At 66.4% G+C, this 14176-nt stretch carries 15 protein-coding genes and 1 pseudogene; 8 read left to right on the forward strand and 8 right to left on the reverse strand.

From position 1 onward, the window contains the following. The first annotated feature begins 25 nt into the window (after positions 1-25). The 3 genes from TO66_RS11935 to TO66_RS11945 all read left to right on the forward strand — a co-directional run bounded on the left by TO66_RS11935 (position 26) and on the right by TO66_RS11945 (position 2444). Entirely contained in the window at positions 26-991 is a 966-nt protein-coding gene (locus tag TO66_RS11935; protein WP_044462501.1) for a GlxA family transcriptional regulator, read from the forward strand. Between the two features lie 108 nt (positions 992-1099). Next, a complete protein-coding gene (locus TO66_RS11940; RefSeq protein WP_044462502.1) occupies positions 1100-1939 on the forward strand; it encodes a helix-turn-helix domain-containing protein in 840 nt (279 codons plus the stop codon). Positions 1940-2033: 94 nt separating this feature from the next. Then, positions 2034-2444: a hypothetical protein gene (locus TO66_RS11945; RefSeq protein WP_044462503.1), complete on the forward strand. Its 411-nt coding sequence runs from the start codon at positions 2034-2036 to the stop codon at positions 2442-2444. A 106-nt stretch (positions 2445-2550) separates the two neighbouring features. Here the strand turns inward: TO66_RS11945 and TO66_RS11950 are convergent, their stop codons facing one another. The 5 genes from TO66_RS11950 to TO66_RS11970 form a co-directional block, all read right to left on the reverse strand. Beyond that, positions 2551-2976 carry a GNAT family N-acetyltransferase gene (locus TO66_RS11950; RefSeq protein WP_044462504.1) on the reverse strand — a complete coding sequence of 142 codons (426 nt, stop codon included), beginning with the start codon at positions 2974-2976 and terminating at the stop codon, positions 2551-2553. A gap of 31 nt (positions 2977-3007) precedes the next feature. After that, positions 3008-3406 carry a hypothetical protein gene (locus TO66_RS11955; protein ID WP_044462505.1) on the reverse strand — a complete coding sequence of 133 codons (399 nt, stop codon included), beginning with the start codon at positions 3404-3406 and terminating at the stop codon, positions 3008-3010. Positions 3407-3520: 114 nt separating this feature from the next. Next, entirely contained in the window at positions 3521-3886 is a 366-nt protein-coding gene (locus TO66_RS11960) for a DUF2784 domain-containing protein (protein WP_044462506.1), read from the reverse strand. A 21-nt stretch (positions 3887-3907) separates the two neighbouring features. Beyond that, the gene (pcsA, locus tag TO66_RS11965; RefSeq protein WP_044462507.1) at positions 3908-4627 is read right to left on the reverse strand and encodes a phosphatidylcholine synthase; all 720 of its coding nucleotides are present in this window, start codon (positions 4625-4627) and stop codon (positions 3908-3910) included. 264 nt (positions 4628-4891) lie between these two features. Continuing rightward, positions 4892-5746: a sterol desaturase family protein gene (locus tag TO66_RS11970; protein ID WP_044462508.1), complete on the reverse strand. Its 855-nt coding sequence runs from the start codon at positions 5744-5746 to the stop codon at positions 4892-4894. Positions 5747-5815: 69 nt separating this feature from the next. Between TO66_RS11970 and TO66_RS34125 the strand changes: the two are divergent. Next, positions 5816-6774: pseudogene (locus tag TO66_RS34125) on the forward strand (AraC family transcriptional regulator ligand-binding domain-containing protein). Positions 6775-6882: 108 nt separating this feature from the next. After that, positions 6883-8124: an MFS transporter gene (locus TO66_RS11980; protein ID WP_044462509.1), complete on the forward strand. Its 1242-nt coding sequence runs from the start codon at positions 6883-6885 to the stop codon at positions 8122-8124. Here TO66_RS11980 and TO66_RS11985 read toward each other — a convergent pair. Further along, a complete protein-coding gene (locus TO66_RS11985; protein ID WP_044462510.1) occupies positions 8121-8738 on the reverse strand; it encodes a TetR/AcrR family transcriptional regulator in 618 nt (205 codons plus the stop codon). The two genes, TO66_RS11980 and TO66_RS11985, sit on opposite strands and share 4 nt — an antisense overlap. Before the next feature lie 94 nt (positions 8739-8832). Here TO66_RS11985 and TO66_RS11990 point away from each other — a divergent pair, with 94 nt between their 5' ends. After that, positions 8833-9444 (forward strand): NAD(P)H-dependent oxidoreductase, encoded by a 612-nt coding sequence (locus tag TO66_RS11990; RefSeq protein ID WP_044462511.1) that lies wholly within the window; start codon positions 8833-8835, stop codon positions 9442-9444. 54 nt (positions 9445-9498) lie between these two features. Here TO66_RS11990 and TO66_RS11995 read toward each other — a convergent pair whose 3' ends face one another. Next, positions 9499-9816, reverse strand: coding sequence for a DUF2388 domain-containing protein (locus TO66_RS11995; protein ID WP_044462512.1), 318 nt, complete (start codon positions 9814-9816; stop codon positions 9499-9501). Between the two features lie 162 nt (positions 9817-9978). Then, positions 9979-11352, reverse strand: coding sequence for a nucleotide 5'-monophosphate nucleosidase PpnN (gene ppnN, locus TO66_RS12000; RefSeq protein WP_044462513.1), 1374 nt, complete (start codon positions 11350-11352; stop codon positions 9979-9981). Between the two features lie 292 nt (positions 11353-11644). On the opposite strand from ppnN, the gene TO66_RS12005 reads away from it, so the two are divergent. Both TO66_RS12005 and TO66_RS12010 read left to right on the forward strand, forming a co-directional pair. Beyond that, a complete protein-coding gene (locus TO66_RS12005) occupies positions 11645-13768 on the forward strand; it encodes a C1 family peptidase (protein ID WP_156162060.1) in 2124 nt (707 codons plus the stop codon). After that, complete coding sequence (locus TO66_RS12010; protein WP_044462515.1) at positions 13765-14175, forward strand: hypothetical protein; 411 nt, start codon at positions 13765-13767, stop codon at positions 14173-14175. Before TO66_RS12005 ends, TO66_RS12010 begins: the two co-directional genes overlap by 4 nt. Position 14176 lies beyond the last annotated feature (1 nt).

Here is a 14176-nt window from a genome sequence, read left to right on the forward strand (position 1 = left end):
CGAAAAGCGCAAAAAGGGAGGCTCCATGCACATCACCTTGCTCCTGGCCGAGCACTGCTCCGCCGCCAGCGCCACCCTGGCCCTGGAAGTGCTGAGCGCGGCCAACCAGTTCGCCGACAGCGCCAGCGCGCCGTTCGAGGTGGTCGTCGCTTCGCTGGATGGCGCGGATGTCGACGCCTGGGGCGGGCAGGTGCTGCGGGTGCAGTGCGGCGTGGCCGAGATCGTCCGTACCGATCTGGTGCTGATCCCCGGTTTTCTCTTCACCTTGAAGGAGGCCTTGCCGGCGTTCGCCGGCTACGGACCCTGGCTGCGGCAACAGCATGACCGGGGCGCGGTGCTGGCCTCGATGTGCACGGCCACTTTCCTGCTGGCCGAGGCAGGCCTGCTGCAGGGCGTGCGCGCTACTACCCACTGGGCGTTCGCCGAGCTGTTCCGGCGGCGTTATGCCGGGGTCGAGCTGGACGAGGGCCAGCTGCTCTGCGAGGACCAGCGCCTGGTCACCAGCGGTGGCGCGAGCGCGGCGATGGACCTGCTGCTGCACCTGGTGCGGCGCTTCGTTTCCCTGGAGCTGGCGCAGAAATGCAGCAAGTACCTGCTGATCGACAAGGTGCGCAGCCAGCAGTCGGTGTATGTCATGTGGGCGTTGCCGAAAAACCACGGGGATGGCGAGATCCTGCGGGTGCAGGACTGGCTGGAGGAACATTTCGACCAGCCGCTGCTGATCGACGACACCGCCCGGCGCTTCGGCTTCGGCGTGCGCAATTTCAAGCGGCGCTTCAAGGACGCAACCGGCTACACGCCGCTGGCTTATCTGCAAACCCTGCGCCTGGAGAAAGCCAAGCAACTGCTGGAGTCCACGCGCATGACCCTGGACCGCATCACCTACACCGTGGGTTACGAAGACAGCAACTCGTTTCGCCGGCTGTTCCAGCAGCGGGTCGGGCTGCTGCCGGCGGCCTATCGCAAGAAATTCCAGGCCAGCGCCGGCTGACTGCCAGGAAATCCGCGGCCGGGCTTGGCCAATCCTTTCCCGGCCAGCAGAATCCCGGGGCGCGGTTGTTCATCCACGGGCTTGCGCCCACTTGCCACAGGCGTCGCCATGCCGGTACTGCACGACCAACATCAGCCCCAGGACCCGGACCGGATCGACCGGCCGCTGTATGTGCTGCGCATATCCACCCGGGCCACGCGCTGGGAGCGGCCCTGGCACAGCCACCGCAAGGCGCAGTTGCTGTTTCCGCTGGCCGGGGTGATTACCTGCGAAACCGATGTCGGCCTGTGGATGGCGCCGCCGCAATGCGCGGTGTGGATTCCCGGGGACATGCGGCACAGCGTGTGGGGCCTGGAGCACACCGTCGGCTATTGCCTGTTCGTCGAGCCGGAGCAGGTCCGCGGGCTGCCCACGGCCTGCTGCACCCTGGCGGTTTCGCCGCTGTTGCAGGTGTTGCTCGAGCGCTGCGTGGAACTGCCCGAACTCTATGAACTCAATGGCCCCCAGGGACGCTTGATGGCCGTGGTCCTGGACGAGCTGGCCGCCGCGCCCCAGGAACAGATCCACCTGCCCATGCCCCGGCACCCGCAGTTGCGCGACATGGCCGCGGCGATCATCGAACAGCCGGCCATGCGGCGTAGCCTGGGGCGCTGGGGCGAGCGGATCGGCATGAGCGAACGCAACCTGAGCCGGCTGATCCTGGCCGAAACCGGCTTGAGTTTCGGCCAGTGGCAGCGTCAGTTGCACATCCTGCTGGGGCTCAAGCGCCTGGTGCGTGGCGAGTCGGTGGAGCAGGTCGCGCTGGGCCTGGGCTATGAAAGCGCCAGTGCCTTTATCCGCATGTTCAAGAAAGCCGTGGGCCAGCCGCCGGCGCGTTTCATCGCCGAGCGCGGGATGCTGTTGGGCGTCCCGGCAACGGTTCAGGGGGCGGAATCGGTATTTGGCTGAATCGGTCAATAGGTTGTCCGGGTTGACTGATGCAGACAGTTTTTCCTTTGCAGATGATAGGCATTCTTGTTTATCACTTGCCGAGGAAGCCCTCATGAACATCGATCCCCATCAATTTCCCCTGGTCTGGATGCACTACCGCGAGGCGGCCGGGCAGACCGATCCGTTCAGCCAGCTCGACCAACTGCTGCAACGCCAGCAACCCTTCGTGCTGGTGACCGCCGATGCCCCCGGCGAGCAAGCGCAGCCGGACGCCAATGCCAAGGCCAGCCTCAAGCAGGCGGCGTTGTGGATGAAGCAGAACAAGGCGGCGATCCGTCGCTGGATCAAGGCCGGTATCGTCATCGCCCCCGACAGCGCGGCCCAGGCCCGGGTGGAAGCCTTCGCCGATACCTACCGCAAGTTCTGGGGCTACCCCTTGCTGCACTGCGCCTCGAAGGAAGCCGCCATGGCCATGGTCGGTCGGTTGCTGGGCCATGGCCGGATCAACAGCCAAAACTGGTGAGCCTTGGCCAGGCCATCGCTACGGGATGTACGCGATCTGCTTCTGTAGGAGCGCAGCTTGCGCGCGATGAACGATGATGCGGTGGGCCAGGCATTGCGCCGCGCGGCTACAAGGCCTTGCTCATGAAGATCCGGCTGCTGCCTTCGGGATCGCAGGGAATTTCGCCGAAGCGTTGCCAGCCGTGCTTCTCGTAGAACCCGGGGGCCTGGAAGTTCAGGGTATAGAGCACCGCACTGCGACAGCCCCGGCGCCGGCCTTCGTCTTCGCAGGCTTGCAGCAGCCGGGCGCCGAGGCCCGAGCCGCGCAGGCTGTCGGGCAGGTAGAACAGGTCGATGAACAGCAGGCCCAGGGAGGTGCGCGCGCTGACCCCGCCCAGCACCTGGCCGGTGGCCGGGTCCCGCAGTTCGACGGCCAGCGGCTGGCGGTCGTGGTAACCGGCCATTTGCTGGTTGAAGGTGGCGAGGCCATCGCTCAGCAGGGCTTCGAAGGTACTGTCGAGCACGTCGCTGACGACGATCGAGGGGTTGTCCATCAAGGCGGGTTCCATCACAGGAGGTTTCAGTTCAGGCATCGCGCAACAGGTCGTGGGCGTCGAGCAGGCGGTAGGCGATTTCCGGGTTTTTCTCCAGGCCGCGGCGGATGGCGCTCGGGATCGACTGCCGGGTCTTGCGGCACAACCCCGGCAGTGCGTCGAGCTGGATGGCGATGCCGCGCATGCTGCGCACTTCGTTGTCGCTGGGAGCGATCCGCACGCGGATGCCCAGCAGTTCGTACATGCGCCGTTGCATGTGTTCGAGGTCGTTCAGGCTCTGCAGGTTTTCCAGTCGGTCGAGCAGGCGTTTTTCTTCCTGGCGGGTCAGGCCGAGGATGCGCAGGTCGGTGCCGGGCGTCTCCAGCAGGCGCTCGCGGTCGCAGTCGCAGGCACCGGGCGGGCAGGGCTGGCGGATCTGGAAATCGGGCATCTGGGGACTCCACTCGAAGCGATCGCGGATCGCCGTGGCGCAGGGGTTGCCTGGAAATATACACAGCCGGAGCAGGGCGTGGCGCGGCAATCGGCCGCCGCGCCGCGGATTTTTTCACCCCAGCCGACGGCGGCGCCACAGGCGTCCATAGACCAGGAGGTTGATCAGCAGCACCAGTGCGCCCAGGACCAGCTGGATCTGCGGCGTCAGCCCGGCGGGGTAGATCAGCGGGATCAGGTAGTGCTCGATGAACCCGTCGTCGTAACCCTGCTGGCCGGCACGCTGGCGCAGGAGGTTTTCCCAACGGGTCAGCGGGCAGGCCAGGTGGAACACTTCGACCGTGACTCCCCAGGCCGCGGCGGGCAGGTGCAACCAGGCCAGGCGCGGCCATTTGAGCACCAGCAGGCCGCCGAAGAGCACGAACAGGATGAAGGTCAGGTGCAGCGATACCAGGGTGTCGGCGGCGAGGCGGTAGAGCATCTGGGGTCTCTTATGTGGGGTTCAGGTCCGGGGACGGTCGAACCACTCCAGCGCGGTGCGCCAGATGCAGATGCCCAGGAAGTACGCGGACATCGCCAGCCACAGGCCCATCACCCAGGGGCCATTGTAGGGATGGTTGATCACCAGCGACAGGCTGCACAGCAGCCAGATGGCGGTCACCGCGATATTCACCGGCATGAACCGGCGCACGCGGAACGGGTGGAGGAACTTCATCCGGGTCAGGGTCAGCAGCGCCAGGACCACGATGCTCGCAAGGGTCAGCCAGGGTGTCGGGGCAATGATGTACAGGGCCAGCGCCACCACGTTCCAGGCCGCGGGAAAACCGACGAAATAGTTGTCCTTGCTCTTCATGTTGACGTTGCAGAAGCAGAACAGCGACGACACCAGGATCACCGAGGTCGCCAGCAGCGCGCTGTACTCCGGCAGCGGGATATAGCGATAGATGAACAACGCCGGGATGAACACATAGGTCAGGTAGTCGATCACCAGGTCCAGCACCGAACCGTCGAAATGCGGCAGCACCGACTGCACATTGACCTTGCGCGCCAGCGAGCCGTCCACCCCGTCGACGATCAGCGCCACGCCCAGCCACAGCAGGCAGGCCTTGGGCTGGTTGTCGAACAGCGCCAGGGTGGCGAGAAAGGCCGTGACCACGCCGGTGGCGGTGAAACCATGGGCGCCCCAGGCTTTGAGGCTGGCGATGTGTCGGGTCGTTATCACGGGCGTTCTCCAGGCAATGGAACCGGCCGCGCGACGCCCCGGCGAGAAGCGCGGGGCTGGTCGAAAACCTGGCCGGATTGCATCTATCGACCGGGCCGGCGGCGAGAAGGTTCACCGTTGCCGGCGTCTTTGTCGGGGCGCTGGCGGGCGTGTCCACAGGCAGTGCGCCGCCAGCGCCAGCGACGGTTTCCTAAGACTGTAGCCAGTGTTTGGCGAGGGCGGGGCTGGTGCCCGGGAATTTCTTCGCCGCGTTGCCCGGGCGGCTTACTGCGCGGGTTCCTGCCGGCGCTGTGTCCGGGCCGCGGGCTTGGGCGCACGCACCAGCGGCCAGAACAGTTCCTGCTGCCAGCTGATGGGGCGCAGGTCCTCGATGCCATAGGCCGCCGGTCGGCGGCGGGTGATTTTCGCGGTGCCGAACAGCACGTCCCAGAAGAACAGCAGGTTGCCGAAATTGCCTTTGTAGTGGGTCACTCCGTCGCCGGCGTTCAAGCCGTGATGCGCGGCATGGGTGGACGGCGTCGAGATGATCCGCTCCAGCAGCCACATCAACGGGCGCAGGGCGCGAACGCGGTAGAGCCTGTCGTCCCAGGCGACGCTGCTGTGGGCGGCGAAGATCACCGTCATCTTGACGATCAGGTAGCCGTAGTAGACCGGCGCCAGGCCCAGGTAGACGAGGACGCCGGAGAGCCAGATGCCCGGCATCAGCAGGTAGTAGAAGCTGTTGTTGCGGTAGACGATGCGGATGCTCATGTATGGCGCCGAATGGTGCGCGCGGTGCAGGGCGTAGAGGAACGGCACGCGGTGGGTCAGGCGATGCCACCAGTACTGGGTCATGTCGTCGAGTAGCAGGAACAGCGCCGCGCCGGCCATCCAGTGCAGCCCCGCCAGGCTGTTTTTCAACGAGGGCGCCACCGCGTCGAGCAGCAGGGTGCAGAGGAACATCACCAGGGGAAAGGTCACCCCCAGCAACAGCGACGAACCGATGATTTCGATCAGCGCGTCGCGGCGCTGGCCCCGGGGTTGGCGAAAGCAGGCACAGGCGGTTTCCAGCAGCACGAAGCCGAGGAAGATCCCGGCCACGATCAGCAGCGGATGGTTGGCGAGCAGGGTGGTATTCATGGCAATCTCGAGTCGGGCCCGACCTGGGCATGGCCCGAACAATAAGAAACCATGAGCCGTCCCGACCCTATGCGCGAACTGGACAAAAACACTGGAGAAGCGGCCAATCCGCCGCTGCGCCGTTTTCATCGCGGCCACCTCGGCCGCGTGCTCGAGCGGCTGCTGCAGCGCCAGACCCGTGGCGATCGCCAGGACTACAACCTGCTGGAACTGGAACAGCTGTGGCGGCTGGCGGCGCAGCACGACCCGGCCATCGGCCTGCACCTGTTCGCCGAATTCACCCCGCAGGACCTGCACGTGCTGGCCTACCTCTGCCTGTATTGCCCCGATGTGCGCGGCGCCATGCAGTGCTGGGCGGACTACGCGGTGCTGGCCTCGGACATGGACAGCCTCAAGCTGGTCCGCGACGGCGATCTGCTCGGCGCGCAATTGTGCATCGACGCCCCGCCGGGCTGACCCGCTACGTGACCGAGCATTACTGCGTGATGGCCCTGACCCAGATGCGCCGCGGCACCGGCCGGGCGGTCGTGCCGGTGCGTGCCTGCTTCAGCCATCCGCGGCCGGCCTACCACGACCAATACCGCCCATGGTTCGGCGATAACCTGGCATTCGATTGTGCGCACAGCTGCCTGTACTACGACCAGGCCACCCTGGACTTGCCGCTGTCGAGCCGCCACGCCGGCATGGAGGAGTTGCTGCGCAGCGAGCTGGACCGCCGGCTGGCCCAGCGCCTGCAACTGAGCGGCTGGAGCGGCAAGGTCGCGGCCACCATGCGCGAGAGCCTGGCCCGCGGCGTGGTGCCCAGCCTGGAAAACCAGGCCGAGGCGCTGTACCAGAGCCCGCGCACCCTGCGGCGGCGCCTGGAAGAGCAGGGCCTGACGTTTCGCCAGTTGCTCGACCAGGTCCGCGCCGAGCTGGAGCAGCAACTGGAGTTTCTCGGCGAGAGCCGTGCGCGGATGGCCAGCCAGCTGGGGTATGGCGACCTGGCCGCGTACCTGCATGCCCGCAAGCGTTGGCAGCGGCGTTGACCCGTCATTGGGATTCCATGGAGGAATCCACTGCATAAAAAACATGAATTTTATTTATCGGAATCCAACCTGTAGCGTGGCCCCGTCCCTGATCGATGGAGCGCCCCGATGTCCACCCCGCCGACCCCGTCTGCCGTCGAACGCTACTGGCAACGCAACCTCGCGGTGTGCGCCCTGGGGGCGTTCACCACCATTGTCGCCATGACCCTGCTGCTGCCGTTCCTGCCGCTGTATGTCGAGCAACTGGGCGTCAGCGACCCGGCGGCGATTGTCCAGTGGTCGGGCGTGGCCTTTGGCGCGACCTTTCTGTCGGCAGCGCTTACCGCGCCCTTGTGGGGCCGCCTGGGCGACCGCTACGGGCGCAAGCTGATGCTGATCCGCGCCAGCCTCGGCATGGCCGTGGCCATGTCACTGATCGGCCTGGCGGAGAATGTCTGGCAACTGGTGCTGTTGCGCCTGCTGGCGGGGTTGCTCGGCGGCTATGCCTCGGGGGCGACCATCCTGGTCGCCACGCAGACTCCCAAGGCCCGTTCCGGCTGGGCGCTGGGCGTGTTGTCCTCGGGGATCATGGCCGGCAGCCTGGCCGGGCCGCTGATCGGTGGCCTGCTGCCGCCGCTGATCGGCATCCGCAATACCTTCTTCATGGCCGGGGCGGTGATCTTCGTGACGTTCCTGGCGACCACCTTTCTGTTGCGCGAGGCCCCGCGCGAGCCGCGCCAGGCCTTGCTAAAAGGCCTGGCGCCAGCGCCGGGCTGGGCGGCGGTGAAGGACAAGAAAGCGCTGCTGAGCATGTTCGCGGTGGCCTGCCTGCTGATGTTCGCGACCCTGTCCATCGAGCCGATCATCACCGTCTACCTGCAGGAACTGCGGGCCCAGAACGTCACCCTGATGGCAGGCCTGGTGCTGTCCGCGGCAGCCCTGGGCAGCATCATTTCCGCGTCGCAACTGGGCAAGCTGGCCGACCGTGTCGGTCACTGGCGGGTGCTTACCGTCTGCCTGGCCGTGGCGGCGCTGCTGCTGATTCCCCAGGCGCTGGTCAGCGCGCCGTGGCAACTGGTGCTGCTGCGCTTTCTCATGGGCCTGGCCCTGGGCGGCCTGCTGCCTTGCATCTCCAGCATCATTCGCCACTCGGTGCCGGACAACATCGCCGGGCGGATGCTCGGCTACTCGACATCGAGCCAGTACGTCGGCCAGGTGCTCGGCCCCCTGGCCGGGGGCTTTGTCGGCGGGCACCTGGGCATGCGCACGGTGTTTGTCGGCACCTGCGGTGTCATGGCGGTGTGCGCCTTCGTCAGCTGGTGGTTCGGCTCCGAGCGAGCTGCCGCGGCGCTGGACGGCGAGGCGGGCTAGCGGCCACGCCGCGCGCTGCGCTCGACCATGGCGACAATGCTCTCGAACAATTCGTCGCGGGCCTGCTCGCGGCTGATTTCTCCGGTGGCCGCCGCGTGGGACAGGGCTTCGGCCGCCCCCAGCATGGCCCGCAGGCCCGCTGTCGCGATGTGCCCGGGCACCGCGAAGGGGGCGAGGGCGCTGCGGCATTTTTCCAGGAAGATCCGCTCGTACTCCTCCTTGATGCGCGCCAGTTCCGGTGAACTGGCCAGTGCGGCGATCACCCCGGGGATCTCCCGGCCCTGGGTCAGCACGCAGTCGACATAAGCGCTGGCGATGACGCTCGCGCGGCTGGCCAGGGTCGCTTCGGCGTTGACCAGGGCAGCATCCAGCAGCAGGGTCTGGCGGGCGTCGAAATCCTGGTACAGCGCCGCCAGGAGCCCGGCGCGGGTGACGAAATGGTCATAGACCACCGGCTTGGTCACCCCGGCCAGCTCGGCGAGCCGTCCCAGGGTCAGGGCTTCGGTGCCTTCGGCACCGATCAGTTGCCAGGCCGTTTCCAGCAACTGCTGCAGGCGTTCTTCCCGCGACAGGCGGCGGCGGGGGGATGGAACCTCGGGTGGGGTGCTTGACATGCTTATATACCAAAAGTAACTTACTGTTCGTAACTTACCGAAAGTATATAGGGCTCGGTTGCGGCCCTCAATCCATTGGCTGGAGGTATTCGCCATGCACGCCTTGATCGTCGTTGCCCACCACGACTCCCGTTCCCTCACCCATAGCCTCGCGGCCCAGGTGGCCGAGGGCCTGGGGCCGTCACATTCGTTCGAGATCGCCGACCTGTTCGCCGAAGCCTTCGACCCCCGCTTCAACCTGGCGGACCATGCGGTGCATCGCCGCCAGGCACCGCCGCCGGCCGACGTGCTGGCCGAGCAGGCGCGCATCGACCGCGCCGATGCGCTGGTGCTGGTCTATCCGGTGTACTGGTGGTCGATGCCGGCGCTGCTCAAGGGCTGGATCGACCGGGTGTTTGCCAATGGCTGGGCGTTCGATTTCAACCTGCAGGCCAATACCTTCGAGAAGCAACTCGGGCACCTGCGGGTGCACTTGCTCGGGGTCGCCGGGGCCGATGCCGGCACTTACGGGCGCCATGGTTACGCCGCGGCGATGAAGGCCCAGATCGACCATGGGATCTTCGACTACTGCGGCGCGCAGGTGCTGACCTCGGAACTGTTGCTGGAGTCGGAAAGCCGGGACCCGCAACAGCACCTGCGCACGGCCCGGGCCATCGGTCGCGGGCTGTTCGCCGGCCAGGCGGCCGTGGCGGGGCTGCTGGGGTAAAAGGCCTGTGCCCGCGCGACATCCCGGTCGCGCGGCGCACTATGCTTCGGGCTGCTATTGCCCGGCAGGCAGGGTTTGCTGGGTAAGGATCGCCCTGGCCAGGTCTTCATCGCTGGCGTTGAGCCCCGGGTTTTCCTGGCGGATTTTCTGCAACACCGACTCCAGGTAGACACCGCGGATGGTGCCGCCGCTGGCAACGAAACTGCTGGCATCGTCACGGGCGGGGATCACCCGCTTATCGTCCTTGAAGGTCGAGTACAGCGAGGCGGAAACCCCGGCCGAGGTAGCGACATCGCCCGCGTCGACACGGGCCATGGCCGAACCTGCGGGCAGACAGAGCAACAACGAGGAAACGAGCAATAGGCGGCGCATGAGGGCGTCCTCCAACAGCGTGGGCGGAAAGGAAGTACCACATAACCTAGGATGCGCGGCGCCACGGTGGAGTTCCCTGGACGCCCGGCGCGCCGCCGGCCGGGCGTTCATGCCGCCTCTGCAACCCCCGGCATTGCGCCAGGGGTGGCGGTCAGCGGTGGCTCAGCTCACCACGCGATAGCACGGCACGTAGGCCGCGCCGCCCGGCAGCTTCATCCGGTGCTGCTGGACGAACGCGTGCAGCAACTGGTCCAGCGGCTGCATGATCGCCGGGTCGCCGTGGATTTCGTACGGGCCTTTTTCCTCGATCAGGCGGATGCCTTTGTCCTTGACGTTGCCGGCGACGATGCCGGAGAACGCGCGGCGCAGGTTGGCCGCCAGTTCGTGGGACGGCAGCCCGTGGTTCAACGCCAGGCTGGCCATGTTGGCGTGGGTCGGGTCGAACGGGCGCTGGAAGCCTTCGTCGATCTTCAGCAGCCAGTTGAAGTGGAAGGCGTCGTTGCGTTCGCGGCGGAACTGCTTGACCTCTTTCAGGCCCTCGGTCATCTGCCGGGCGACTTCGGCCGGGTCGTCGATGATGATCCGGTACAGGCCGTGGGCCGCCTCGCCCAGGGTCGCGCCGACGAAGGCATGCAGCTGCTCCAGGTAGGGCGCGGCGCTTTTCGGCCCGGTGAGGATCACCGGGAACGGCAGGTCGCGGTTGTCCGGGTGCATGAGGATGCCCAGCAGGTAGAGGAACTCTTCGGCGGTGCCGGCGCCGCCCGGGAAGATGATGATGCCGTGGCCGACGCGGACGAAGGCTTCCAGGCGTTTCTCGATGTCCGGCAGGATCACCAGTTCGTTGACGATCGGGTTCGGCGCCTCGGCGGCGATGATCCCCGGCTCGGTCAGGCCCAGGTAGCGGCTGCCGCTCATGCGCTGCTTGGCGTGGGCGATGGTCGCGCCCTTCATCGGGCCCTTCATCACGCCCGGGCCGCAACCGGTGCAGATGTCCAGTTTGCGCAGGCCCAGCTCGTGGCCGACCTTCTTGGTGTACTGGTATTCCTCGGTGCTGATCGAGTGGCCGCCCCAGCACACCACCATTTTCGGCTCCACGCCCGGACGCAGGGTGCGGGCATTGCGCAGCAGGTGGAAGACGTAGTCGGTGATGCCCTGGGAGCTGTCCAGGTCGATGCGCTGGCTGGCCAGCTCGCTTTCGGTGTAGACGATGTCGCGCAGGGCGCTGAACAGCATTTCCCGGGTGCTGGCGATCATCTCGCCGTCGACGAAGGCGTCGGCCGGGGCGTTCAGCAGTTCCAGGCGCACGCCGCGGTCCTGCTGGTGGATACGGACTTCGAAATCCTTGTAGGCGTCGAGAATGGTCTTGGCGTTGTCGACGTGGGCGCCGGTGTTGAGGATGGCCAGGGCGCACTGGCGGAACAGGGTGTAGATACTGCCGGAGCCGGCTTCGCTGAGTTGCTGTACTTCACGTTGGGACAAAGTCTCCAGGCTGCCCTTGGGGCTGACCGAAGCGTTGATGACTTGTCTTGGTTGCATTCTGGATTCCTTGAAAGCGGGACCACCGGCCCTTGCGGGCCCATGGCTTGAGAATAGTGGGCGGCGCTGTGCCTGCCGGGAAATCATTGTCCTAGGCTTCGTGGCGCGAAGGCAAATGACATTGCCAGGCGCAGGCGGCGTTCGGGCGTTGACCGCTTGGCGACGGGCGGTCCGACGCCAAGGCGATCGGCATGGCCCTTGACTATGCTCAGCTCAGTCACCCACATGGCTGGTGAGCGCCACCTGGCGCCAGCGGTGCCAGTCCCGTCACAACAGCAGGGAGTGCGTGAACATGGCATCTGCATCCAAACGGCCCGCGCCGAAACCGGCGACAAGCCAGACCGTCAAGAAGACCGCCAGCGCCGCCAGGGCCAGCACGCCGGCCAGCAAGAAAACCACCCACGGCCAGCTCAGCGCGGCGTCTGCGCGGGTCTTGAACGTACGCCCGGACGGCCTGGATTTTCGCGACAGCATGTATGTTCCGACCCTGGTGGAAGTGCCGGTACGCCGGGAGCTGAGCGACTACCGCAAGGCCCAGGTGCCGGTGCTCGACCAGCGTCACGAAAACGCCTGCACCGGTTATGGACTGGCGACGGTGGCCCATTACTTGCTGCGCACCCGTCGCTATCAGTTCGATAACACCGATGTCAGCCCGCACATGCTGTATGAGCTGGCCCGCCGTTATGACGAATGGGCCGGCGAGGTGGACGAGGGCTCCAGTTGTCGCGGGGCGATGAAGGGCTGGTACAAGCACGGGGTGTGCCCGGCGCTGAAGTGGCCGGCCGGTAATCAGGTCACGACCCTTACCGAAGCGCTGGCCGAGGAGGCGGCGCAGCGTCCGCTGGGGGCGTACTTCAGGGTCAATCACACCGATATCGTTGCCATGCATTCGGCGATCGCCGAGGTGGGCGTGCTATATGCCAGTGCCACGGTGCACGACGGCTGGTATGCGGTCGCCGCGGATGGCCGCATCCAGCCCTCGGCGAACGTGCTCGGCGGACACGCCTTCGCGATAGTCGCCTACGACCAGGATGGCTTCTGGTTGCAGAACTCCTGGGGCGAGACGTGGGGACACGGCGGTTTCGCCCACCTGCGCTATGACGACTGGCTGGTCAACGGCGCGGACGCCTGGGTCGCGCGGCTCGGTGCGCCGATCAGCCTGCGTGCGCCGCTGCAGACGTCGGCGCCGGCCAAGGTGCTGACGGCGTCGTCGTCCAGCGAGACCCTGCGGGAAATTCGCCCGCATGTCATCAGCCTGGGTAACGACGGCGCTTTCAACCCACGCGGCGACCTTGCGACCACCGCGGCCAGCGTGCAGGAAATATTCGAGGTGGACTTCCCGCGTATTACCGCCGGCTGGGGGAAAAAGCGCATCGTGGTCTATGCCCACGGCGGCCTGGTGACCCAGGCAGGGGCCATCGAGACCGTGGCCGGCTATCGTGCGGCGATGTTACCGGCCGAGTGTTATCCGCTGGCGTTCGTCTGGAAGACCGACTATTGGAGCACCCTGGGCAACATGCTGGCCGATGCCGCCCGGCGTCGGCGCTCCGAAGGCGTGCTGGACGCGACGAAGGACTTCATGCTCGACCGCCTGGACGATGCGCTGGAGCCTATTGCCCGCTTGCTCACCGGTAAGGCCGAGTGGGACGAAATGAAGGAAAACGGCTTGCGTGCCACCGTCAGTGCCGCGGGCGGCGCGCGGGTGGTGGCCAAGGCCCTGGCGCGCCTGGCTGCGCAGGATCCGAGCGTAGAGATCCATCTGGTCGGGCACAGTGCGGGCAGTATTCTGCTGGCGCCGCTGGTGCAGTATCTGGTGGGCAAGGGGGCGATCGACAGCGGGCCGCTGGCGGGCAGCCAGTTGAAGGGGCTGGAGACGAAGATCGCCAGCTGCCATCTGTGGGCGCCGGCCTGCACCGTCAAGCTGTTCCGCGAGAGCTACCTGGCGCCGATCCGCGACAAGCGGATCGAGAAATTCGGCTTGTTCACCCTGACCGATCAGGCCGAGCGGGATGATCATTGCGCGCACATCTACAACAAGTCCCTGCTGTATCTGGTCGGCGACGCCTTCGAGGATAGGGTGCGCATACCGCTGATCCGGCCCGAGGGTGAGCCGATCCTCGGGATGGCGCGGTTCGTCGCCAGTGAAGTCGATCTGGCGCAGTTGTTCGGTAGTGGCTCGAACGCCGACTGGGTGCGGGCCCCCAACGATTTGCCGATGGGCCATCGGAATGCTTCCGCGGCCCGCCACCATGGCGATTTCGACAACGACGAAGCCACGATCCGCGCGACGCTGGAGCGCATTCGTGGGCAGGGCGCGGCCCGGCATGCTCTGGCGTTGCCGCAACCTGTCGCCGAGCGGGCGCTGCGCCGCCGCCAGGTGGACCTGGCCAGCAGCATCGAACGGAGGCAGCCATGACCATTCCCTTGCAGAACCGTCCCATCGAGGTGCTGGCGGACAAGTCTTGTGTCCCCAGCGAATTCGAGATCGAGGCCGGGCATCGTTACCGTTTCCTGGTGGAAGGCTTGTGGTGCGATGCCAGCGACCCACCGACCGGGCCGGAGGGCGTGGCACACCCGGGCGGGGTCCGTGAGGGGTTGGGCTGGGCTCGGCGCCTGCCCGAGGCCACCTGGATGGCATTGCTGGTGCGCACTGAGGGGCCGACGGGCAAGTCGCCCTGGCGCCTGCTGGGCGGCAGCGATCAGGTCTGGTCCGACCTACCGCCGGGGCGCTTGCAGTTCTGCGCCAACGACGTGCCCGGCTTCTACTGGAACAACTCGGGAAAGATGGAGGTGCGGGTGATCGATGTTTCCCAGGGTGGCTAGG

The organism is Pseudomonas sp. MRSN 12121 (assembly GCF_000931465.1).
In the GTDB taxonomy this organism is placed as follows: Bacteria; Pseudomonadota; Gammaproteobacteria; order Pseudomonadales; family Pseudomonadaceae; genus Aquipseudomonas.

What these genes read in the sequence shown, in the direction of transcription:
- TO66_RS11935 (WP_044462501.1), top strand. Translation starts at nt 26, where the DNA reads ATGCACATCACCTTGCTCCTGGCCGAGCACTGCTCCGCCGCCAGCGCC.
- TO66_RS11940 (WP_044462502.1), top strand. Translation starts at nt 1,100, where the DNA reads ATGCCGGTACTGCACGACCAACATCAGCCCCAGGACCCGGACCGGATC.
- TO66_RS11945 (WP_044462503.1), top strand. Translation starts at nt 2,034, where the DNA reads ATGAACATCGATCCCCATCAATTTCCCCTGGTCTGGATGCACTACCGC.
- TO66_RS11950 (WP_044462504.1), bottom strand. Translation starts at nt 2,976, where the DNA reads ATGGACAACCCCTCGATCGTCGTCAGCGACGTGCTCGACAGTACCTTC.
- TO66_RS11955 (WP_044462505.1), bottom strand. Translation starts at nt 3,406, where the DNA reads ATGCCCGATTTCCAGATCCGCCAGCCCTGCCCGCCCGGTGCCTGCGAC.
- TO66_RS11960 (WP_044462506.1), bottom strand. Translation starts at nt 3,886, where the DNA reads ATGCTCTACCGCCTCGCCGCCGACACCCTGGTATCGCTGCACCTGACC.
- TO66_RS11970 (WP_044462508.1), bottom strand. Translation starts at nt 5,746, where the DNA reads ATGAATACCACCCTGCTCGCCAACCATCCGCTGCTGATCGTGGCCGGG.
- TO66_RS11980 (WP_044462509.1), top strand. Translation starts at nt 6,883, where the DNA reads ATGTCCACCCCGCCGACCCCGTCTGCCGTCGAACGCTACTGGCAACGC.
- TO66_RS11985 (WP_044462510.1), bottom strand. Translation starts at nt 8,738, where the DNA reads ATGTCAAGCACCCCACCCGAGGTTCCATCCCCCCGCCGCCGCCTGTCG.
- TO66_RS11990 (WP_044462511.1), top strand. Translation starts at nt 8,833, where the DNA reads ATGCACGCCTTGATCGTCGTTGCCCACCACGACTCCCGTTCCCTCACC.
- TO66_RS11995 (WP_044462512.1), bottom strand. Translation starts at nt 9,816, where the DNA reads ATGCGCCGCCTATTGCTCGTTTCCTCGTTGTTGCTCTGTCTGCCCGCA.
- ppnN (WP_044462513.1), bottom strand. Translation starts at nt 11,352, where the DNA reads ATGCAACCAAGACAAGTCATCAACGCTTCGGTCAGCCCCAAGGGCAGC.
- TO66_RS12005 (WP_156162060.1), top strand. Translation starts at nt 11,645, where the DNA reads ATGGCATCTGCATCCAAACGGCCCGCGCCGAAACCGGCGACAAGCCAG.
- TO66_RS12010 (WP_044462515.1), top strand. Translation starts at nt 13,765, where the DNA reads ATGACCATTCCCTTGCAGAACCGTCCCATCGAGGTGCTGGCGGACAAG.